General features: G+C 70.0%; 13 protein-coding genes. 6 read left to right on the top strand and 7 right to left on the bottom strand.

Going from position 1 to position 16232, the window contains the following annotated elements:
- Positions 1–2 precede the first annotated feature (2 nt).
- Positions 3–305 (bottom strand): hypothetical protein, encoded by a 303-nt coding sequence (locus EHO50_RS41830; protein ID WP_164905107.1) that lies wholly within the window; start codon positions 303–305, stop codon positions 3–5.
- A gap of 69 nt (positions 306–374) precedes the next feature.
- Positions 375–1343 (bottom strand): heme o synthase, encoded by a 969-nt coding sequence (locus EHO50_RS41825; protein ID WP_425472367.1) that lies wholly within the window; start codon positions 1341–1343, stop codon positions 375–377.
- Between the two features lie 339 nt (positions 1344–1682).
- On the opposite strand from EHO50_RS41825, the gene tkt reads away from it, so the two are divergent.
- The 5 genes from tkt to pgl are packed head-to-tail and all read left to right on the top strand — an operon-like array spanning position 1683 to position 8410.
- Positions 1683–3770, top strand: coding sequence for a transketolase (tkt, locus tag EHO50_RS41815; protein ID WP_128437106.1), 2088 nt, complete (start codon positions 1683–1685; stop codon positions 3768–3770).
- A gap of 33 nt (positions 3771–3803) precedes the next feature.
- Positions 3804–4922 carry a transaldolase gene (gene tal / locus EHO50_RS41810; protein WP_128437105.1) on the top strand — a complete coding sequence of 373 codons (1119 nt, stop codon included), beginning with the start codon at positions 3804–3806 and terminating at the stop codon, positions 4920–4922.
- A 4-nt stretch (positions 4923–4926) separates the two neighbouring features.
- Positions 4927–6465, top strand: coding sequence for a glucose-6-phosphate dehydrogenase (gene zwf / locus EHO50_RS41805; protein ID WP_128437104.1), 1539 nt, complete (start codon positions 4927–4929; stop codon positions 6463–6465).
- The gene (gene opcA / locus EHO50_RS41800; protein ID WP_128437103.1) at positions 6462–7631 is read left to right on the top strand and encodes a glucose-6-phosphate dehydrogenase assembly protein OpcA; all 1170 of its coding nucleotides are present in this window, start codon (positions 6462–6464) and stop codon (positions 7629–7631) included. Before zwf ends, opcA begins: the two co-directional genes overlap by 4 nt.
- Positions 7628–8410: a 6-phosphogluconolactonase gene (pgl, locus tag EHO50_RS41795; RefSeq protein ID WP_128437102.1), complete on the top strand. Its 783-nt coding sequence runs from the start codon at positions 7628–7630 to the stop codon at positions 8408–8410. Before opcA ends, pgl begins: the two co-directional genes overlap by 4 nt.
- Positions 8411–8676: 266 nt before the next feature.
- Here pgl and EHO50_RS41790 read toward each other — a convergent pair whose 3' ends face one another.
- The 5 genes from EHO50_RS41790 to EHO50_RS41770 form a co-directional block, all read right to left on the bottom strand.
- Positions 8677–10851: a 3-hydroxyacyl-CoA dehydrogenase NAD-binding domain-containing protein gene (locus EHO50_RS41790; protein ID WP_128437101.1), complete on the bottom strand. Its 2175-nt coding sequence runs from the start codon at positions 10849–10851 to the stop codon at positions 8677–8679.
- Positions 10852–10900: 49 nt separating this feature from the next.
- A complete protein-coding gene (locus tag EHO50_RS41785; protein WP_128437100.1) occupies positions 10901–12115 on the bottom strand; it encodes an acetyl-CoA C-acetyltransferase in 1215 nt (404 codons plus the stop codon).
- A 42-nt stretch (positions 12116–12157) separates the two neighbouring features.
- Complete coding sequence (locus tag EHO50_RS41780; protein WP_128437099.1) at positions 12158–13300, bottom strand: acyl-CoA dehydrogenase family protein; 1143 nt, start codon at positions 13298–13300, stop codon at positions 12158–12160.
- Positions 13297–14463, bottom strand: a complete 1167-nt coding sequence (locus EHO50_RS41775; RefSeq protein WP_128437098.1) for a CaiB/BaiF CoA transferase family protein — start codon at positions 14461–14463, stop codon at positions 13297–13299. The genes EHO50_RS41780 and EHO50_RS41775 overlap by 4 nt, the downstream gene beginning before the upstream one ends.
- Before the next feature lie 109 nt (positions 14464–14572).
- On the bottom strand, positions 14573–14953 hold the full coding sequence (locus EHO50_RS41770; RefSeq protein WP_128437097.1) for an MmcQ/YjbR family DNA-binding protein: 381 nt from the start codon (positions 14951–14953) through the stop codon (positions 14573–14575).
- Positions 14954–15045: 92 nt separating this feature from the next.
- Between EHO50_RS41770 and EHO50_RS41765 the strand changes: the two genes are divergently transcribed.
- A complete protein-coding gene (locus EHO50_RS41765) occupies positions 15046–16224 on the top strand; it encodes a saccharopine dehydrogenase family protein (protein WP_128437096.1) in 1179 nt (392 codons plus the stop codon).
- Positions 16225–16232: the final 8 nt, after the last annotated feature.

The following is a 16232-nucleotide window of genomic DNA, read 5'->3' as shown; positions in this document are numbered from 1 at the left end:
TATCAGCCGTTGCTCGGTCCGCCGACCTGGATGCCCGCCATGCGGCTCCACTCGTACGGGCCGGTCTTCACCTTGGCCGCGAACTCGCCGTCGAAGGATTCGTGGCGCGTGACCCCGGCCTTCTCCACCGCCTTCTCGGCGGTCTCGTACGACGGTGCCACCAGGTCGCCCCAGCCGCCGTCCTCACCCACGAGGACGATGCGGGCGCCGCGCTGTCCGATGTACGCGACCTGGGCCTCGGCGCCGCCGTGGGACTTCGCGAAGGTGTTGATCTGCTTGGCCAGCTTGGCCACCTTGTCTGCCATGGCCAGGATGCTACCGACGAGTAGATCGAATGGCGACGGGCGGGGTGAGTGACCCGCGCCTCAGCGCGCCTACCTCAGGAAGGGGTCCACCGCGACCGCCACGAACAGCAGCGACACATACGTGATCGACCAGTGGAACAGGCGCATCTCCTTCAGCTTCGCGCCCGTCACCTCCGCCTTCGCGCGGTTCTGCAGCGCGTGCGCCTCCCACAGCCACCAGCCGCCCGCGGCCAGCGCGACCGCGGTGTAGAACCAGCCCGTGTAGCCGAGCGGCGTCAACAGCAGCGACACCGCCACCATCACCCAGCTGTAGATGACGATCTGCTTGGCGACGACCTTGTTGGAGGCCATCACCGGGAGCATCGGCACGCCCACGCGCGCGTAGTCCTCCTTCACCTTCATGGACAGCGGCCAGTAGTGCGGCGGCGTCCAGAAGAAGATCACCAGGAAGAGGATGAGCGGCGCCCAGGTGAGGGAGTTCGTGACGGCCGTCCAGCCGATCAGTACGGGCATGCAGCCCGCGATGCCGCCCCACACGATGTTCTGCGACGTACGGCGCTTGAGGATCATCGTGTAGACGACGACGTAGAAGAGGAGCGCGCCGAGGGAGAGCCAGGCGCTCAGCCAGTTGACGGTGAGGCCGAACAGCAGCGTCGAGACGACCGCCAGCGTGATGCCGAAGGCCAGGCACTCGCGCGGGCTGACCATCCCGGTGACCAGCGGGCGCTGCGAGGTGCGGTCCATGAGCGCGTCGATGTCACGGTCGATGTACATGTTCAGCGCGTTGGCGCCGCCGGCCGAGAGGTAGCCGCCGATGCAGGTGAGGAGCACCAGACCGAGGTCGGGCACGCCCTGCTCGGCCAGGAACATCACCGGAACGGTGGTGATCAGCAGCAGCTCGATGATCCGCGGCTTGGTAAGCGCCACGAACGCCTTGACCCGGGCCCCGATCGGCCGCCGGCTCGGGCTCTGGCTCGTCCCGATAATCCCCGCTGGACGGGATTCAACGGCCGTCACGCACACCCCTGACAGAGACATCCCAGCAAGCCTCCCCGTGTGAAGTCCCGGTAAAGGCTCGCGCGTACCACGCCACTGTAGACGTTGCCCAGACCCGGACATTCGCGGGGGTCGGGTCGTGTTGGGCGGCGCTGTCGGAAGAGCTCCCCGGCACTCTGTTGAGCACTCGGACGAGCGGCTGCGTATTCAGTTGCCGAATGCGATCCAGCCCAGCGGGGAGGCGGATCCCCGCGAGTCCCGGCAGTCTGGAATGACTCGAAAAGACGCACGTACTTACGGGGGTAGGCTCGACCACGGCCGGGGCGCCCCGTGCACCGGCATTCGACATGCGTGACATGTGGAGAGGAGCCCTGACCCAGGGTGAGCACCAAGCCGACCACCACAGACCTCGAGTGGACCGAGTTGGACCAGCGGGCCGTCGACACCGCCCGCGTCCTGGCCGCCGATGCCGTACAGAAGGTCGGCAACGGCCATCCGGGTACGGCGATGAGCCTGGCGCCTGCCGCCTACACCCTCTTCCAGAAGGTGATGCGGCACGACCCGGCCGACCCGGAGTGGGTCGCCCGCGACCGCTTCGTGCTGTCTGCCGGCCACTCGTCCCTGACCCTCTACACCCAGCTGTACCTGGCCGGCTTCGGCCTGGAGCTGGACGACCTCAAGGCGTTCCGGACGTGGGGTTCGAAGACCCCCGGTCACCCGGAGTACGGCCACACCAAGGGCGTCGAGACGACGACCGGCCCGCTCGGCCAGGGTGTCGCCAACGCCGTCGGCATGGCGATGGCCGCCCGCTACGAGCGCGGCCTGTTCGACCCGGAGGCCGCCGAGGGCACCTCCCCCTTCGACCACTTCGTCTACGTCATCGCCGGTGACGGCTGCCTCCAGGAGGGCATCTCCGCCGAGGCGTCCTCGCTGGCCGGCCACCAGAAGCTCGGCAACCTGGTCCTGCTGTGGGACGACAACCACATCTCGATCGAGGGCGACACCGAGACGGCCGTCTCCGAGGACACCGTCAAGCGGTACGAGGCGTACGGCTGGCATGTGCAGCGGATCGCCCCGAAGCCGGACGGCGACCTCGACCCGCACGCCATCTACAACGCGATCGAGGAAGCGAAGAAGGTCACGGACAAGCCGTCCTTCATCGCGATGCGCTCGATCATCGCCTGGCCCGCCCCGAACGCGCAGAACACCGAGGCCGCCCACGGCTCGGCGCTCGGCGACGACGAGGTCGCGGCCACCAAGCGCGTCCTCGGCTTCGACCCGGAGCAGTCCTTCGAGGTCTCCGAGGAGGTCATCGCCCACACCCGCCAGGCCCTCGACCGCGGTCGCCAGGCGAAGGCGGAGTGGGAGAAGCAGCTCCAGGAGTGGCGCAACAGCAACCCGGAGCGCGCCGCCGAGTTCGACCGCGTCAGCAAGGGCGAGCTCCCCACGGGCTGGGAGGAGAAGATCCCGGTCTTCGAGCCCGGCAAGGGCGTCGCGACGCGTGCCGCGTCCGGCAAGGTCCTCCAGGCGCTGGGTGCCGTCATCCCCGAGCTCTGGGGTGGCTCGGCCGACCTGGCCGGCTCCAACAACACGACGATCGACAAGGACAGTTCGTTCCTGCCGGCGGACAACCCGCTGCCGGAGGCGAACCCGTACGGCCGCACGATCCACTTCGGCATCCGCGAGCACTCCATGGCCGCGGAGATGAACGGCATCGCGCTGCACGGCAACACCCGTATCTACGGCGGCACCTTCCTCGTCTTCTCCGACTACATGCGCAACGCGGTGCGGCTGTCGGCGCTGATGCACCTGCCGGTGACGTACGTGTGGACGCACGACTCGATCGGTCTGGGCGAGGACGGCCCGACCCACCAGCCCATCGAGCACCTGGCCTCGCTGCGTGCCATCCCGGGCCTCAATGTCGTGCGCCCGGCCGACGCCAACGAGACCGCGATCGCCTGGCGCGAGATCCTCAAGCGCTACACGAAGGTCTTCGGCAAGGGTGCCCCGCACGGTCTGGCGCTGACCCGTCAGGGCGTGCCGACGTACGAGCCCAACGAGGATGCCGCCAAGGGCGGTTACGTCCTCTTCGAGGCGTCGAACGGGACTCCCGAGGTCGTCCTCGTCGCCACCGGTTCCGAGGTGCACGTCGCCGTCGAGGCGCGCGAGCAGCTGGAGGCCGACGGTGTGCCGACGCGGGTCGTGTCCATGCCGTCCGTGGAGTGGTTCGAGGAGCAGGACCAGGGGTACCGGGACAGCGTCCTGCCGCCGTCGGTGAAGGCGCGGGTCGCGGTGGAGGCCGGGATCGGTCTGACCTGGCAGAAGTACGTCGGGGACGCCGGCCGCATCGTTTCCCTGGAGCACTTCGGTGCTTCCGCCGACGGCAAGGTCCTCTTCCGCGAGTTCGGCTTCACTGCCGAGAACGTGGCCGCCAAGGCCCGGGAATCCCTCGCCGCTGCCCAGCGCTGACGCTCATATACGACACGTAGGAGATGTAATTCCATGACAGACGCACTCAAGCGCCTCTCCGAAGAAGGCGTCGCGATCTGGCTGGACGACCTGTCGCGCAAGCGGATCACGTCCGGCAACCTCGCCGAGCTGATCGACCAGCAGCACGTCGTGGGCGTCACCACCAACCCGACGATCTTCCAGAAGGCGATCTCTTCCGGGGACGGTTACGAGCAGCAGCTCGAGGACCTCGCCGCGCGCAAGGTCACCGTCGAAGAGGCCGTACGCATGATCACGACGGCGGACGTCCGTGACGCCGCCGACATCCTGCGCCCCGTCTTCGACGCCACCGGCGGCCAGGACGGCCGGGTGTCGATCGAGGTCGACCCGCGTCTGGCGCACAACACCAAGGCGACGGTCGCCGAGGCCAAGCAGCTGGCCTGGCTGGTGGACCGCCCCAACACCCTCATCAAGATCCCGGCCACCAAGGCGGGCCTGCCGGCCATCACCGAGGTGATCGGCAACGGCATCAGCGTCAACGTCACGCTGATCTTCTCGCTCGAGCGCTACCGCGAGGTCATGAACGCCTACCTCGCCGGGCTGGAGAAGGCCAAGGCGAAGGGCCTGGATCTGTCACTGATCCACTCCGTGGCGTCCTTCTTCGTGTCCCGCGTGGACACCGAGATCGACAAGCGGCTCGACGCGCTGGGCACCGACGAGGCCAAGGCCGCGCGCGGCAAGGCCGCCGTCGCCAACGCCCGGCTCGCCTACCAGGCGTACGAGGAAGTCTTCTCCACCGACCGCTGGAGCGTGCTGGAGAACGGGGGCGCCAACAAGCAGCGTGCGCTGTGGGCCTCCACCGGCGTGAAGGACCCGGCCTACAAGGCGACCCTGTACGTCGACGACCTGGTCGCGCCGAACACGGTCAACACCATGCCGGAGGCCACCCTTCAGGCGACCGAGGAGAGCGGCTCGATCACCGGCAACACCATCGCCGGCACCTACGCGCAGGCCCGCGCGGACCTGGACGCCGTCGAGAAGCTCGGGATCTCGTACGACGACGTGGTCCAGGTGCTGGAGGACGAGGGCGTCGAGAAGTTCGAGGCGTCCTGGAACGACCTGCTGAAGTCGACCGAGGCGGAGCTCGAGCGCCTCGCCCCCTCGGAGGGCTGATCCCTTGCCACCCTTCAACGTCACTGAAGCGAACCCGCTTCGTGACGCCGCCGACCGACGGCTCCCGCGTATCGCGGGGCCGTCGGGCCTGGTGATCTTCGGCGTTACGGGCGATTTGTCACGTAAAAAGCTGATGCCCGCCGTGTACGACCTCGCCAACCGGGGTCTGCTGCCGCCGGGCTTCTCGCTGGTCGGCTTCGCCCGCCGCGAGTGGGCCCACGAGGACTTCGCACAGGAGGTCCACGACGCGGTCAAGGAGCATGCCCGCACCCCCTTCCGCGAGGAGGTCTGGCAGCAGCTCATCCAAGGCATGCGCTTCGTCCAGGGCACCTTCGACGACGACGACGCCTTCGAGCGGCTGCGCGGCACCATCGAGGAGCTGGACAAGGCACAGGGCACGGGCGGCAACTTCGCCTTCTACCTGTCGGTGCCGCCACGCTCCTTCCCGGTGGTCATCCAGCAGCTGAAGAAGCACGGCCTCGCCGACCAGACGGGCGGCTCCTGGCGGCGCGCGGTCATCGAGAAGCCCTTCGGCCACGACCTGAAGTCGGCCGAGGAGCTCAACAAGGTCGTCCACGAGGTCTTCGCCCCGGACCAGGTCTTCCGCATCGACCACTACCTGGGCAAGGAGACCGTCCAGAACATCCTGGCGCTGCGCTTCGCCAACACGATGTTCGAGCCGATCTGGAACCGGTCCTTCGTGGACCACGTGCAGATCACCATGGCCGAGGACATCGGCATCGGCGGCCGCGCCGGCTACTACGACGGCATCGGCGCCGCCCGTGACGTCATCCAGAACCACCTCCTGCAGCTGATGGCCCTGACCGCCATGGAGGAGCCCGCCTCCTTCGACGCGGACGCGCTGGCGGCGGAGAAGACCAAGGTGCTCGGTGCCGTACGGCTGCCGAAGAACCTGGGCCGGGACACGGTGTTCGGGCAGTACGCGGCCGGCTGGCAGGGCGGCGAGAAGGCGGTCGGGTACCTCCAGGAGGAGGGCATCGACGCCAAGTCGAAGACCGACACGTACGCCGCGATCAAGCTGGGGATCGACAACCGCCGCTGGGCGGGCGTCCCCTTCTATCTGCGCACCGGCAAGCGGCTCGGCCGCCGCGTGACGGAGATCGCGGTCGTGTTCCAGCGGGCGCCGCACTCCCCCTTCGACACGACGGCCACCGAGGAGCTGGGCCAGAACGCGATCGTGATCCGCGTCCAGCCCGACGAGGGCGTCACGGTCCGCTTCGGCTCCAAGGTCCCCGGCACCTCGATGGAGATCCGGGACGTGTCGATGGACTTCGCGTACGGCGAGTCCTTCACGGAGTCCTCGCCCGAGGCGTACGAGCGGCTGATCCTCGACGTCCTGCTCGGCGACGCGAACCTCTTCCCGCGCACCGAGGAGGTCGAGCTGTCCTGGAAGATCCTCGACCCGATCGAGGAGTACTGGGACACGCACGGCAGGCCCGCCCAGTACCCGGCCGGTACCTGGGGCCCCGTCGAGGCGGACGAAATGCTCGAGCGAGACGGACGGAGCTGGCGCCGGCCATGAAGATAGACCTCACGGACACCACGGCCAGCAAGATCAACAAGGCACTGGTGCAGGGCCGCCGCGCCATCGGCACGCCGGCCGTCGGCATGGTGCTCACGCTGGTCATCGTCACGGACGAGGAGAACGCGTACGACGCGCTCAAGGCCGCCAACGACGCCTCGCACGAGCACCCCTCGCGCACGCTGGTGGTCATCAAGCGCGTCTCGCGCTCGCCCCGCGACCGTACGCAGTCCCGGCTGGACGCCGAGGTGCGGGTGGGCGCCGACGCGGGCAGCGGTGAAACGGTCGTCCTGCGCCTGTACGGCGAGGTGTCCGACCACGCCCAGTCGGTCGTCCTGCCCCTGCTCCTGCCGGACGCCCCGGTGGTGGTCTGGTGGCCGGTGAACGCGCCGCTCGACCCGGCGAACGACCCGCTGGGCGCGCTGGCCCAGCGCCGGGTGACGGACACATACGCCTCGGAGCAGCCGGTACGGGAGCTGTCGGCGCGGGCGGACACCTACACACCCGGCGACACCGATCTCTCCTGGACCCGGATCACTCCGTGGCGCTCGATGCTGGCGGCGGCTCTGGACCAGGTGGTCTGCGAGGTGAAGGCCGTCGAGGTGGAGGGCGAGGAGTTCAACCCGAGCTGTGAGCTGCTGGCGATGTGGCTCGCGGACCGGCTGGACGTGCCGGTGAAGCGGTCACTGTCGGGTGGGCCGGGGTTGACGGCGGTCCGGATGGACACCGACTGCGGCCCGATAGTGCTGGACCGCGCGGACGGTTCCCTGGCGACCCTCTCCATCCAGGGCCAGCCGAACCGTGCGGTGGCGCTGAAGCGGCGGGAGACGGCCGAGCTGATCGCGGAGGAGCTGCGGCGGCTCGACCCGGACGACACCTACGCGTCGGCGCTGCGGTTCGGGGTGGAGCGGTTGAACTCCGGTCCGGCTTCGGCGGTTCGGGGTGCCGAGGCCGCGGTGGCCAAGGCTGTGCAGGCCGTGGCGCTGGCCGAGGCTGCCGTGGCGAGGGCCGAGGAGCCGTCGGCCGAGGAGCCGTCGGCCGAGGACAGTGGGGAGGGATCGCCGGCCAAAGGAGAATCGGTCGGAGCGCCCACCGAAATCGCTGCGAAAGCACCCGGGAAGGAAGCGAAGGCGCAGGAACCGGTGACGAAGGCGGCGGCGAAGTGAGTACTCCTCAGCTGGTCGTGCACCACGACAAGGAGCTGATGGCGCAGGCCGCGGCGGCCCGGCTGATCACGAAGATCGTGGACGCCCAGGCCTCCCGGGGCTCGGCGTCCGTGGTCCTCACCGGCGGCCGCAACGGCAACGGCCTGCTGGCCGCCCTCGCGGCCGCGCCCGCCCGGGACGCCATTGACTGGACCCGGCTGGACCTCTGGTGGGGCGACGAACGCTTCCTCCCCGAGGGCGACCCGGAGCGCAATGTCACGCAGGCCCGCGAGGCTCTGCTGGACTCGGTGCCTCTGGATCCGAAGCGGGTGCATGCCATGCCCGCGTCGGACGGTCCGTTCGGTACGGACGTGGAAGCGGCGGCCGCGTCGTACGCGGAGGAACTGGCGAGGTCGGCGGGCCCCGAGAACCACGGCTCGGTCCCCACCTTCGACGTCCTCATGCTGGGCGTGGGCCCCGACACCCACGTCGCTTCCCTGTTCCCGGAACTCCCGGCGGTACGGGAGACGGAGCGCACGGTTGTCGGCGTCCACGGCGCCCCTAAGCCCCCGCCGACCCGTGTGACCCTCACGCTCCCGGCGATCCGGGCGGCTCGTGAGGTGTGGCTGCTGGCGGCCGGCGAGGACAAGGCGCAGGCCGCGGCGATCGCCCTGTCGGGCGCGGGCGAGATCCAGGCGCCGGCGGCGGGGGCGTACGGGCGCTCCAGGACCCTGTGGTTGCTGGACGCGGCGGCGGCATCGCAGCTGCCGCGGTCGCTGTATCCGCCTGCGTCTGCGTGAGAGGGGGGTGTGCGGCGGGGATGGATTTCGCCCCCGCCGCCCCTACCCTTCCCGTCCTTGAAGGGGCTCCGCCCCTTCAACCCCACCAGGGGGCTCCGCCCCCTGGACCCCCGCTCCTCAAACGCCGGAGGGGCTGATTTACCCAGCCCGTCCGGCGTTTGAGGACGAGGCCCCTTCAGGGCCGAAGCGGGGGTCTGGGGGCCGCAGGCCCCCAGGGACGGGACGGGTAGGGGCGGCGGGGGCGTAAACCCTCGCCGCGCCCGGCGTCACGCGTCCCCGAACCGCTCCCCCTTCTTCGCCTTCTCCACGAGCAGTGCCGGCGGCGTGAACCGCTCCCCGTACCGGTCCGCCAGCTCACGCGCGCGTGCGACGAAGCCGGGAAGGCCACCCTCGTAGCCGTTGATGTACTGCAGGACGCCCCCCGTCCAGCCGGGGAAGCCGATGCCGAAGATGGAGCCGATGTTGGCGTCGGCGACGGACGTCAGGACGCCCTCCTCAAGGAGCCTGACCGTGTCGAGTGCCTCGGAGAACAGCATGCGTTCCTGCATGTCCCGGAACGGGATCTCGGCACCCGCGCGCGTGAAGTGCTCGCGCAGGCCCGGCCACAGGGCCGTCCGCTTGCCGTCCGCGTCGTAGTCGTAGAAGCCGGCTCCCCCGCTGCGCCCCGTGCGGTCGAACTCGTCGACCATGCGGTCGATGACGGCCTCGGCGGGGTGGGACGTCCAGGTGCCGCCCGCCTCCTCCACGGCCCGCTTGGACTCGCCCCGGATCTTGCGCGGCAGCGTGAGCGTCAGTTCGTCCATCAGGGAGAGGACCTTGGCGGGGTAGCCGGCCTGGGCCGCCGCCTGTTCGACCGACGCGGGCTCGATGCCCTCGCCGACCATCGCCACGCCCTCGTTGATGAAGTGGCCGATGACGCGGGAGGTGAAGAAGCCGCGGGAGTCGTTGACGACGATCGGCGTCTTGTTGATCTGCCGGACCAGGTCGAAGGCGCGGGCCAGCGCCTCCTCACCGGTGCGCTCGCCCTTGATGATCTCGACCAGCGGCATCTTGTCGACGGGCGAGAAGAAGTGGAGGCCGATGAAGTCCGCCTGGCGCTCGACGCCCTCGGCCAGCGCGGTGATCGGCAGCGTGGAGGTGTTGGAGCACAGCAGCGCGTCCGGCGCGACGATGTCCTGGATCTCCTGGAACACCTTGTGCTTGAGCTCCGGGTTCTCGAAGACGGCCTCGATGACCGCGTCACAGCCGGCCACGCCCTGAGGGTCGGCCGTCGGCGTGATGCGGGCCAGCAGCGCGTCGGCCTTCTCCTGCGTCGTACGGCCCCGGGAGACCGCCTTCGCGCACAGCTTCTCGGAGTAGCCCTTGCCCTTGACCGCGGCTTCGAGCGACACGTCCTTCAGGACGACCTCGATGCCCGCGCGGGCGCACGAGTAGGCAATGCCCGCACCCATCATCCCGGCGCCCAGGACGGCGACCTTGCGGACCCTCCGCGCCTCGATCCCCGTGGGGCGGTTGGCGCCGGAGTTGACGGCCTGGAGGTCGAAGAAGAACGCCTGGATCATGTTCTTCGACGTCTGGCCCGCCGCCAGCTCCACGAAGTAGCGGGCCTCGATGACCTGCGCCGTCTCGAAGTCGACCTGCGAGCCCTCGACGGCGGCCGCGAGGATGTTGCGCGGGGCCGGGTAGGGGGCGCCGTTCGTCTGCTTGCGCAAGTTGGCCGGGAAGGCGGGCAGGTTCGCCGCGAACTTGGGGTTGGCGGGCGTGCCGCCGGGGATCCTGTAGCCCGGCTTGTCCCAGGGCTGCTGCGACTCGGGGTTGGCCTCGATGAAGGCGCGGGCCTTGGCGAGCAGTTCCTCCTGGGTGGCGGCCACGTCGTCGATCAGGCCGTTCTGCAGGGCGCGTTGCGGGTTGTACTGGGTGCCCTGGAGGAGAACCTTGAGCAGCGCGTCGGCGATGCCGAGGAGGCGGACGGTGCGTGCGACGCCGCCACCGCCGGGCAGCAGGCCGAGGGTGACCTCGGGGCAGCCGATCTTGGAGCCGGGGGCGTCGAGGGCGATGCGGTGGTGGCAGGCGAGCGCGATCTCGTAACCGCCGCCCAGGGCCGCGCCGTTCATCGCGGCGACGACCGGCTTGCCCAGGGTCTCGATGCGCCGCAGGTTGCGCTTGATCTCCATGCCGCCGTCGAACAGGTCCTGCGCGGTCTCGGGGGTGACCCGGATCAGGTCGCGCAGGTCGCCGCCGGCGAAGAAGGTCTTCTTGGCGGAGGTGATGATGACACCGCGGATGGTGTCCTTCTCGGCCTCCAGCCGGTCGGTGATCACGGCGAGGGAGTCGCGGAACGCCTGGTTCATGGTGTTCGCGGACTGGTTGGGGTCGTCGAGGACGAGGGTGACGACGCCGGTGCGGTCCTGTTCCCAGCGGATGGTGGTGCTCTGAGTCATGACGAGGTCTCCGTAGAAGTCTCTGAAGTCTCTTGGTTCCGCCGGGTGTTCAGATGCGCTCGACGACGGTGGCGATGCCCATGCCGCCGCCGACACAGAGGGTCGCGAGGCCGTACCGCTTGTCCTGTCGCTCCAGTTCGTCGACGAGCGAGCCGAGGATCATCGCGCCCGTAGCGCCGAGCGGGTGGCCGAGGGCGATGGCGCCGCCGTTGACGTTGACCTTGTCCAGGGACAGGCCCATGTCCCGCACGAAGCGCAGGACGACCGCGGCGAAGGCCTCGTTGATCTCGACGAGGTCGATGTCGTCGATGGTCAGCCCGGCCTTGGCGAGCGCCTTGCGGGTGGCGGGCGCGGGGCCGGTGAGCATGATGGTGGGCTCGGAGCCGGAGACGGTGGCGGAGACGATCCGCGCGCGGGGCGTGAGTCCGTAGCGCTCGCCGACCTCCTTGGAGCCGATGGCGACCAGCGAGGCGCCGTCGACGATGCCGGAGGAGTTGCCCGCGTGGTGGACGTGGTCGATCTTCTCGACCCAGTGGTACTTCTGCAGCGCCACGGCGTCGAAGCCGCCGAGGTCACCGATGTCGGCGAAGGACGGCTTCAGCTTGGCGAGGGAGTCGGCGGTCGTGCCCGGGCGCATGTGCTCGTCGTGGTCGAGGACGACGAGGCCGCTGCGGTCCTTGACGGGGACGACCGAGCGGTCGAACCGGCCCTCCTTCCAGGCCGTCGCCGCCCGCTCCTGGGACAGGGCCGCGTACTCGTCGACGTCGCGGCGCGAGAAGCCCTCGATGGTGGCGATCAGGTCGGCGCCGATGCCCTGCGGCACGAAGTTGACGGCGAGGTTGGTCATCGGGTCGTTGAACCAGGCGCCGCCGTCGGAGGCCATCGGCACCCGGGACATGGACTCCACGCCGCCCGCGAGGACGAGGTCCTCGAAGCCCGAACGGACCTTGGCGGCGGCCATGTTCACGGCCTCCAGGCCCGACGCACAGAAGCGGTTCTCCTGTACGCCCGCGACGGTGTCCGGCAGTCCGGCGGCGATCGCGGCGATGCGGGCGATGTCGGAGCCCTGGTCGCCGACCGGGCCGACGACGCCCAGCACGATGTCGTCGATCGCGGCCGGGTCCAGGCCGGGGAAACGGTCGCGGAGCTCGTGGATGAGGCCGACGACCAGGTCGATGGGCTTGGTGCCGTGCAGGGCGCCGTTCGCCTTGCCGCGGCCGCGCGGGGTGCGGATCGCGTCGTACACGTACGCTTCGGTGCTCACTGGTAAGCCTTTCGGGGTGAAGGTCAGCCGAGCAACAGGGCTTCAGCCGAGCAGGGAGCGGCCGATGATCTCCTTCATGATCTCGGTGGTCCCGCCGTAGATGGTCTGGATGCGGCCGTCCGTGAAGGCCCGGGCGATGGGGTACTCGGTCATGTAGCCGTAGCCGCCGTGCAGTTGGAGACAGCGGTCGGTGACCCGCTTCTGCAGCTCGGTCGCCCACCACTTGGCCATGGAGGCGTGCACGGCGTCGAGCGTGCCGTTCGCGTGGTCCTCGATGCAGCGATCGAGGAACGCGCGCGTGACGGCGCACTCGGTGGCCATCTCGGCTATCTCGAAGCGGATGTGCTGCTTGGTGGCGAGCGGCCGACCGAAGGCCTCGCGCTCCTTGACGTACTCGGTGGTGATCTCCAGCAGATGCTCGGCGGCGGCGATCGCGGAGACGGCGATACTCAGGCGCTCCTGGGCGAGGTTCGTCATCAGATGGACGAAGGCACCGTTGAACTCGCCGAGGAGGTTCTCCTTGGGCACGCGTACGTCGTGGAAGAACAGCTCGGCCGTGTCCTGCGCCTTCTGGCCGATCTTGTCTAGGTTGCGGCCGCGCTCGAAGCCGTCCATGCCGCGCTCGACGACGAGCAGCGACAGTCCGTGCGCGCCGCCGTCGGGGGTGGTCTTCGCGACGACGACGACCAGGTCGGCGAGGATGCCGTTGGAGATGAACGTCTTGGAGCCGTTCAGCACCCAGTGGTCGCCGCGGTCCTCGGCGTGGGTGCGGATGCCCTGGAGGTCCGAGCCGGCGCCGGGCTCGGTCATGGCGATGGCGGTGATCAGCGTGCCGTCGCAGAAGCCGGGCAGCCAGCGCCGCTTCTGCTCGTCGGTGGCGAGCGAGGTGAGGTACGGGCCGATGATGTCGTTGTGCAGGCCGAGGGCGAGTCCCGGGGCGCCCGCGCGCGTGAACTCCTCGGCGAGTACGGCGCTGTAGCGGAAGTCGGGGGTGCCGCCGCCTCCGTACTCCTCGGGGACGGCGAATCCGAGCAGGCCCTGCTTTCCGGCCGCACGCCAGACGTCGCGGGAGACGATGCCGTCCTTCTCCCACTGGTCGTAGTACGGCAACACCTCACGGTCCAGGAAGCTGCGCACGGTCGCGCGGAACGCGTCGTGCTCGGGGGCGAAGATCTGCCGCTTCATTCGAGGCCCTTCGTGTCGTGGCCGCTCATGTCGGGGCCCTTCGTCAGTTCGGGTACGTCCCAGTCGCGGGCCACTTCCGCCGTGTCGGCGCCCGGTTGCGCGGGGCCGGTGCGTACGGCGGTGGGGGTGGCGGAGAAGCGGGGCGCGGGGGCGGGCTGGGTGATGCCGCCGTGGTCGGTGAAGGTGCCGCGGGCGGCGAGGTGGGGGTGGTGCGGGGCCTCGCGCAGCGACAGGACGGGGGCCACACAGGCGTCGGAGCCCTCGAAGACGGCCGTCCACTCATCCCTGGTACGGGACTTGAAGCGGGCCGCGACCGCCTCGCGCAGCTCGCCCCAGCGGGACCAGTCCTTGCGGGCGGAGGCGAAGTCCGTGAGGTCGAGCAGCTCCAGGAACTCGGCGTAGAACTGGGGTTCCAGGGCGCCGACCGCCATGTACTTGCCGTCGGCCGTCTCATAGGTGCCGTAGTAGGGGCAGCCGCCGTCGAGGAGGTTGGCGCCACGTCGGTCCTGCCAGCCGCCGGCGGCGAGCATGCCGTGGATCATCGCGGCGAGGTGGGAGGTGCCGTCGACGATGGCGGCGTCGACGACCTGGCCGGTGCCGCTCGCGCGCGCGTGGTGGAGCGCGGCGAGGACGCCGACGACGAGGTAGAGGGAGCCGCCCGCGTAGTCGCCGACCAGGTTGGCGGGGACGGCCGGTGGCTCGTCCGGACTGCCGATCATGCCGAGGGTGCCGGTGAGCGCGATGTACGCGATGTCGTGGCCGGCGCGATGGGCGAGCGGCCCTTCCTGGCCCCAGCCGGTCATGCGGCCGTAGACCAGCGCCGGGTTGCGGGCGTGGCAGGCCTCGGGGCCGACGCCGAGGCGCTCGGCGACGCCCGGGCGGTAGCCCTCGATGAGGACGTCGGCGCGGGTGGCGAGGTCGAGGACGCGGGCGGGACCGTCGGGGGACTTCAGGTCGACGATCACCGAGCGCTTGTTGCGGTTGGTGACGTCGTACTCGGTGTCGATGGCGAGTCCCGTGCCGCCGGGCCGGTCCACGCGGACCACGTCGGCGCCCAGGTCGGCGAGGAGCATGGCGGCGAACGGGCCGGGCCCGATTCCGGCCAGCTCGACCACGCGCACGCCGGTGAGCGGGCCGTGCCCGGGCGTCGTTGCCTTTGTCATCCAGCCCCCATCGGCGTGACACAACTGATGTAACACCAGTGATGCTAGGAATGTGTCCCAGCGGACACAAGACCTGAGAGAGCAAGCGCTTAGCCAATTTACCGGCCAGTCACCGTGCGTCGAGCTCCGCTATCAGCCGCTTCGGCGCGATCACCCGGTAGCTCTCCTCCACCCAGTCGCACAGCAGCTCCGCCGCCGGGGCGCCCTTCTGCTCGAGCGGGATGCTCACCCAGCCCGACTTGCCCAAGCCGTACCCGGCGGGCTCGGCGCCCGGGCAGGTCAGGGCGTGGGCGTGGGCCGATTCGTCCTTGAGCTTGACCGTTATGCCGAGCGGATAGCTGCCGTCGTCGACGCCCAGGAAGACGAACACCTTCTTGTTGACCTTCGCGACCGTCTCACCCCACGGGAACTCCTCGGCCGCGCCCGGCATCGCGAGGGCGAACTCGCGCACTTTCTCCCACTTCTTCAGGGCATTCCTGGGCACGGCCACCGCTTACCTCCCGGCCTCGTCGTCGGGCTCCGCACACCTCACGCTAGCCTCGGCCACCGACAACGGCGCGTGCTGCGAGACCGAGGGGTGTCATGACCAGGCTGAACAGGACGGATCGTCCGTACGACATCGTGCTCTTCGGGGCCACGGGCTTCGTCGGGACGCTCACCGCGGAGTACCTCGCCGCGCACGCCCCCGAGGGGCTGCGCTGGGCGATCGCCGGCCGCAGCAAGGGCAAGCTGGAGCGGCTGCGCGAGTCGCTGCCCGGCGGCGCGGGGATCGGGGTGCTGGAGGCCGACGTCGCCGATCCGGCCTCGATGCGCCGTCTCGCCGAGCACGCGCGCGTGGTGGCCACGACGGTGGGCCCTTACGTGACCTACGGCGAGGACCTGGTCGCCGCCTGCGCGGACACCGGGGCCGACTACCTCGACCTGTCGGGTGAGCCGGAGTTCGTGGACCGGACCTACGTCCGGCACGACGCACGCGCGCGTGAGACGGGTGCGCGTCTGGTGCACGCCTGCGGCTTCGACTCGGTCCCGCACGACCTGGGCGTGTACTTCACCGTCCGGCAACTGCCGGAGGGCGTTCCGCTGACCGTTGACGGGTTCGTGACCGCCGACGCCACGTTCTCGGGCGGCACCTTCGCGTCGGCGCTGAACCAGTTCTCACGCGGCCGCCAGATGCTGACCGCCGCACGTGACCGCGCCCGCCACGAGCCGCGGCTGATGGGGCGCCGGGCACTGGCACCGACGGGTGCGCCCCGGTTCGCCAAGGAGGTCGGCGCCTGGGCGGTGCCGCTACCGACGATCGACCCGCAGATCGTCAAGCGCTCCGCGAGGGCCCTCGAGCGCTACGGCCCCGACTTCCGCTACCGCCACTACGCCGCCGTACGGCATCTGCCCATCGCCGTCGGCGGGGTCGCCGCGATGGGCGCGCTCGTCACGGCCGCCCAACTGCCGCCCGCCCGGCGCTGGTTGTCCGACCGGCTGAAGCCCGGCGAGGGGCCGAGCCCCGAAAAGCGCGCGAAGAGCTGGTTCTCGGTCCGCTTCGTCGGCGAGGGCGGTGGCCGACGGGTCTTCACCGAGGTGGCGGGCGGCGACCCCGGATACGGCGAGACGGCGAAGATGTTCGCCGAGTCGGCCCTGTCCCTCGCCTTCGACGACCTGCCGCCCACGGCCGGCCAGGTCACGACGGCCGTCGCGATGGGGGACGCGCTGATCGAGCGGTTGCGCGGGGCGGGGATCACGTTCCGGGTGGCCGCGACCCGCTGAACCGATTC

The sequence above is a fragment of the Streptomyces cyaneus genome, assembly GCF_004028635.1.
Classification (GTDB): Bacteria; Actinomycetota; Actinomycetes; order Streptomycetales; family Streptomycetaceae; genus Streptomyces; species Streptomyces cyaneus.
This window is presented reverse-complemented; position numbering and strand designations above follow the sequence as displayed.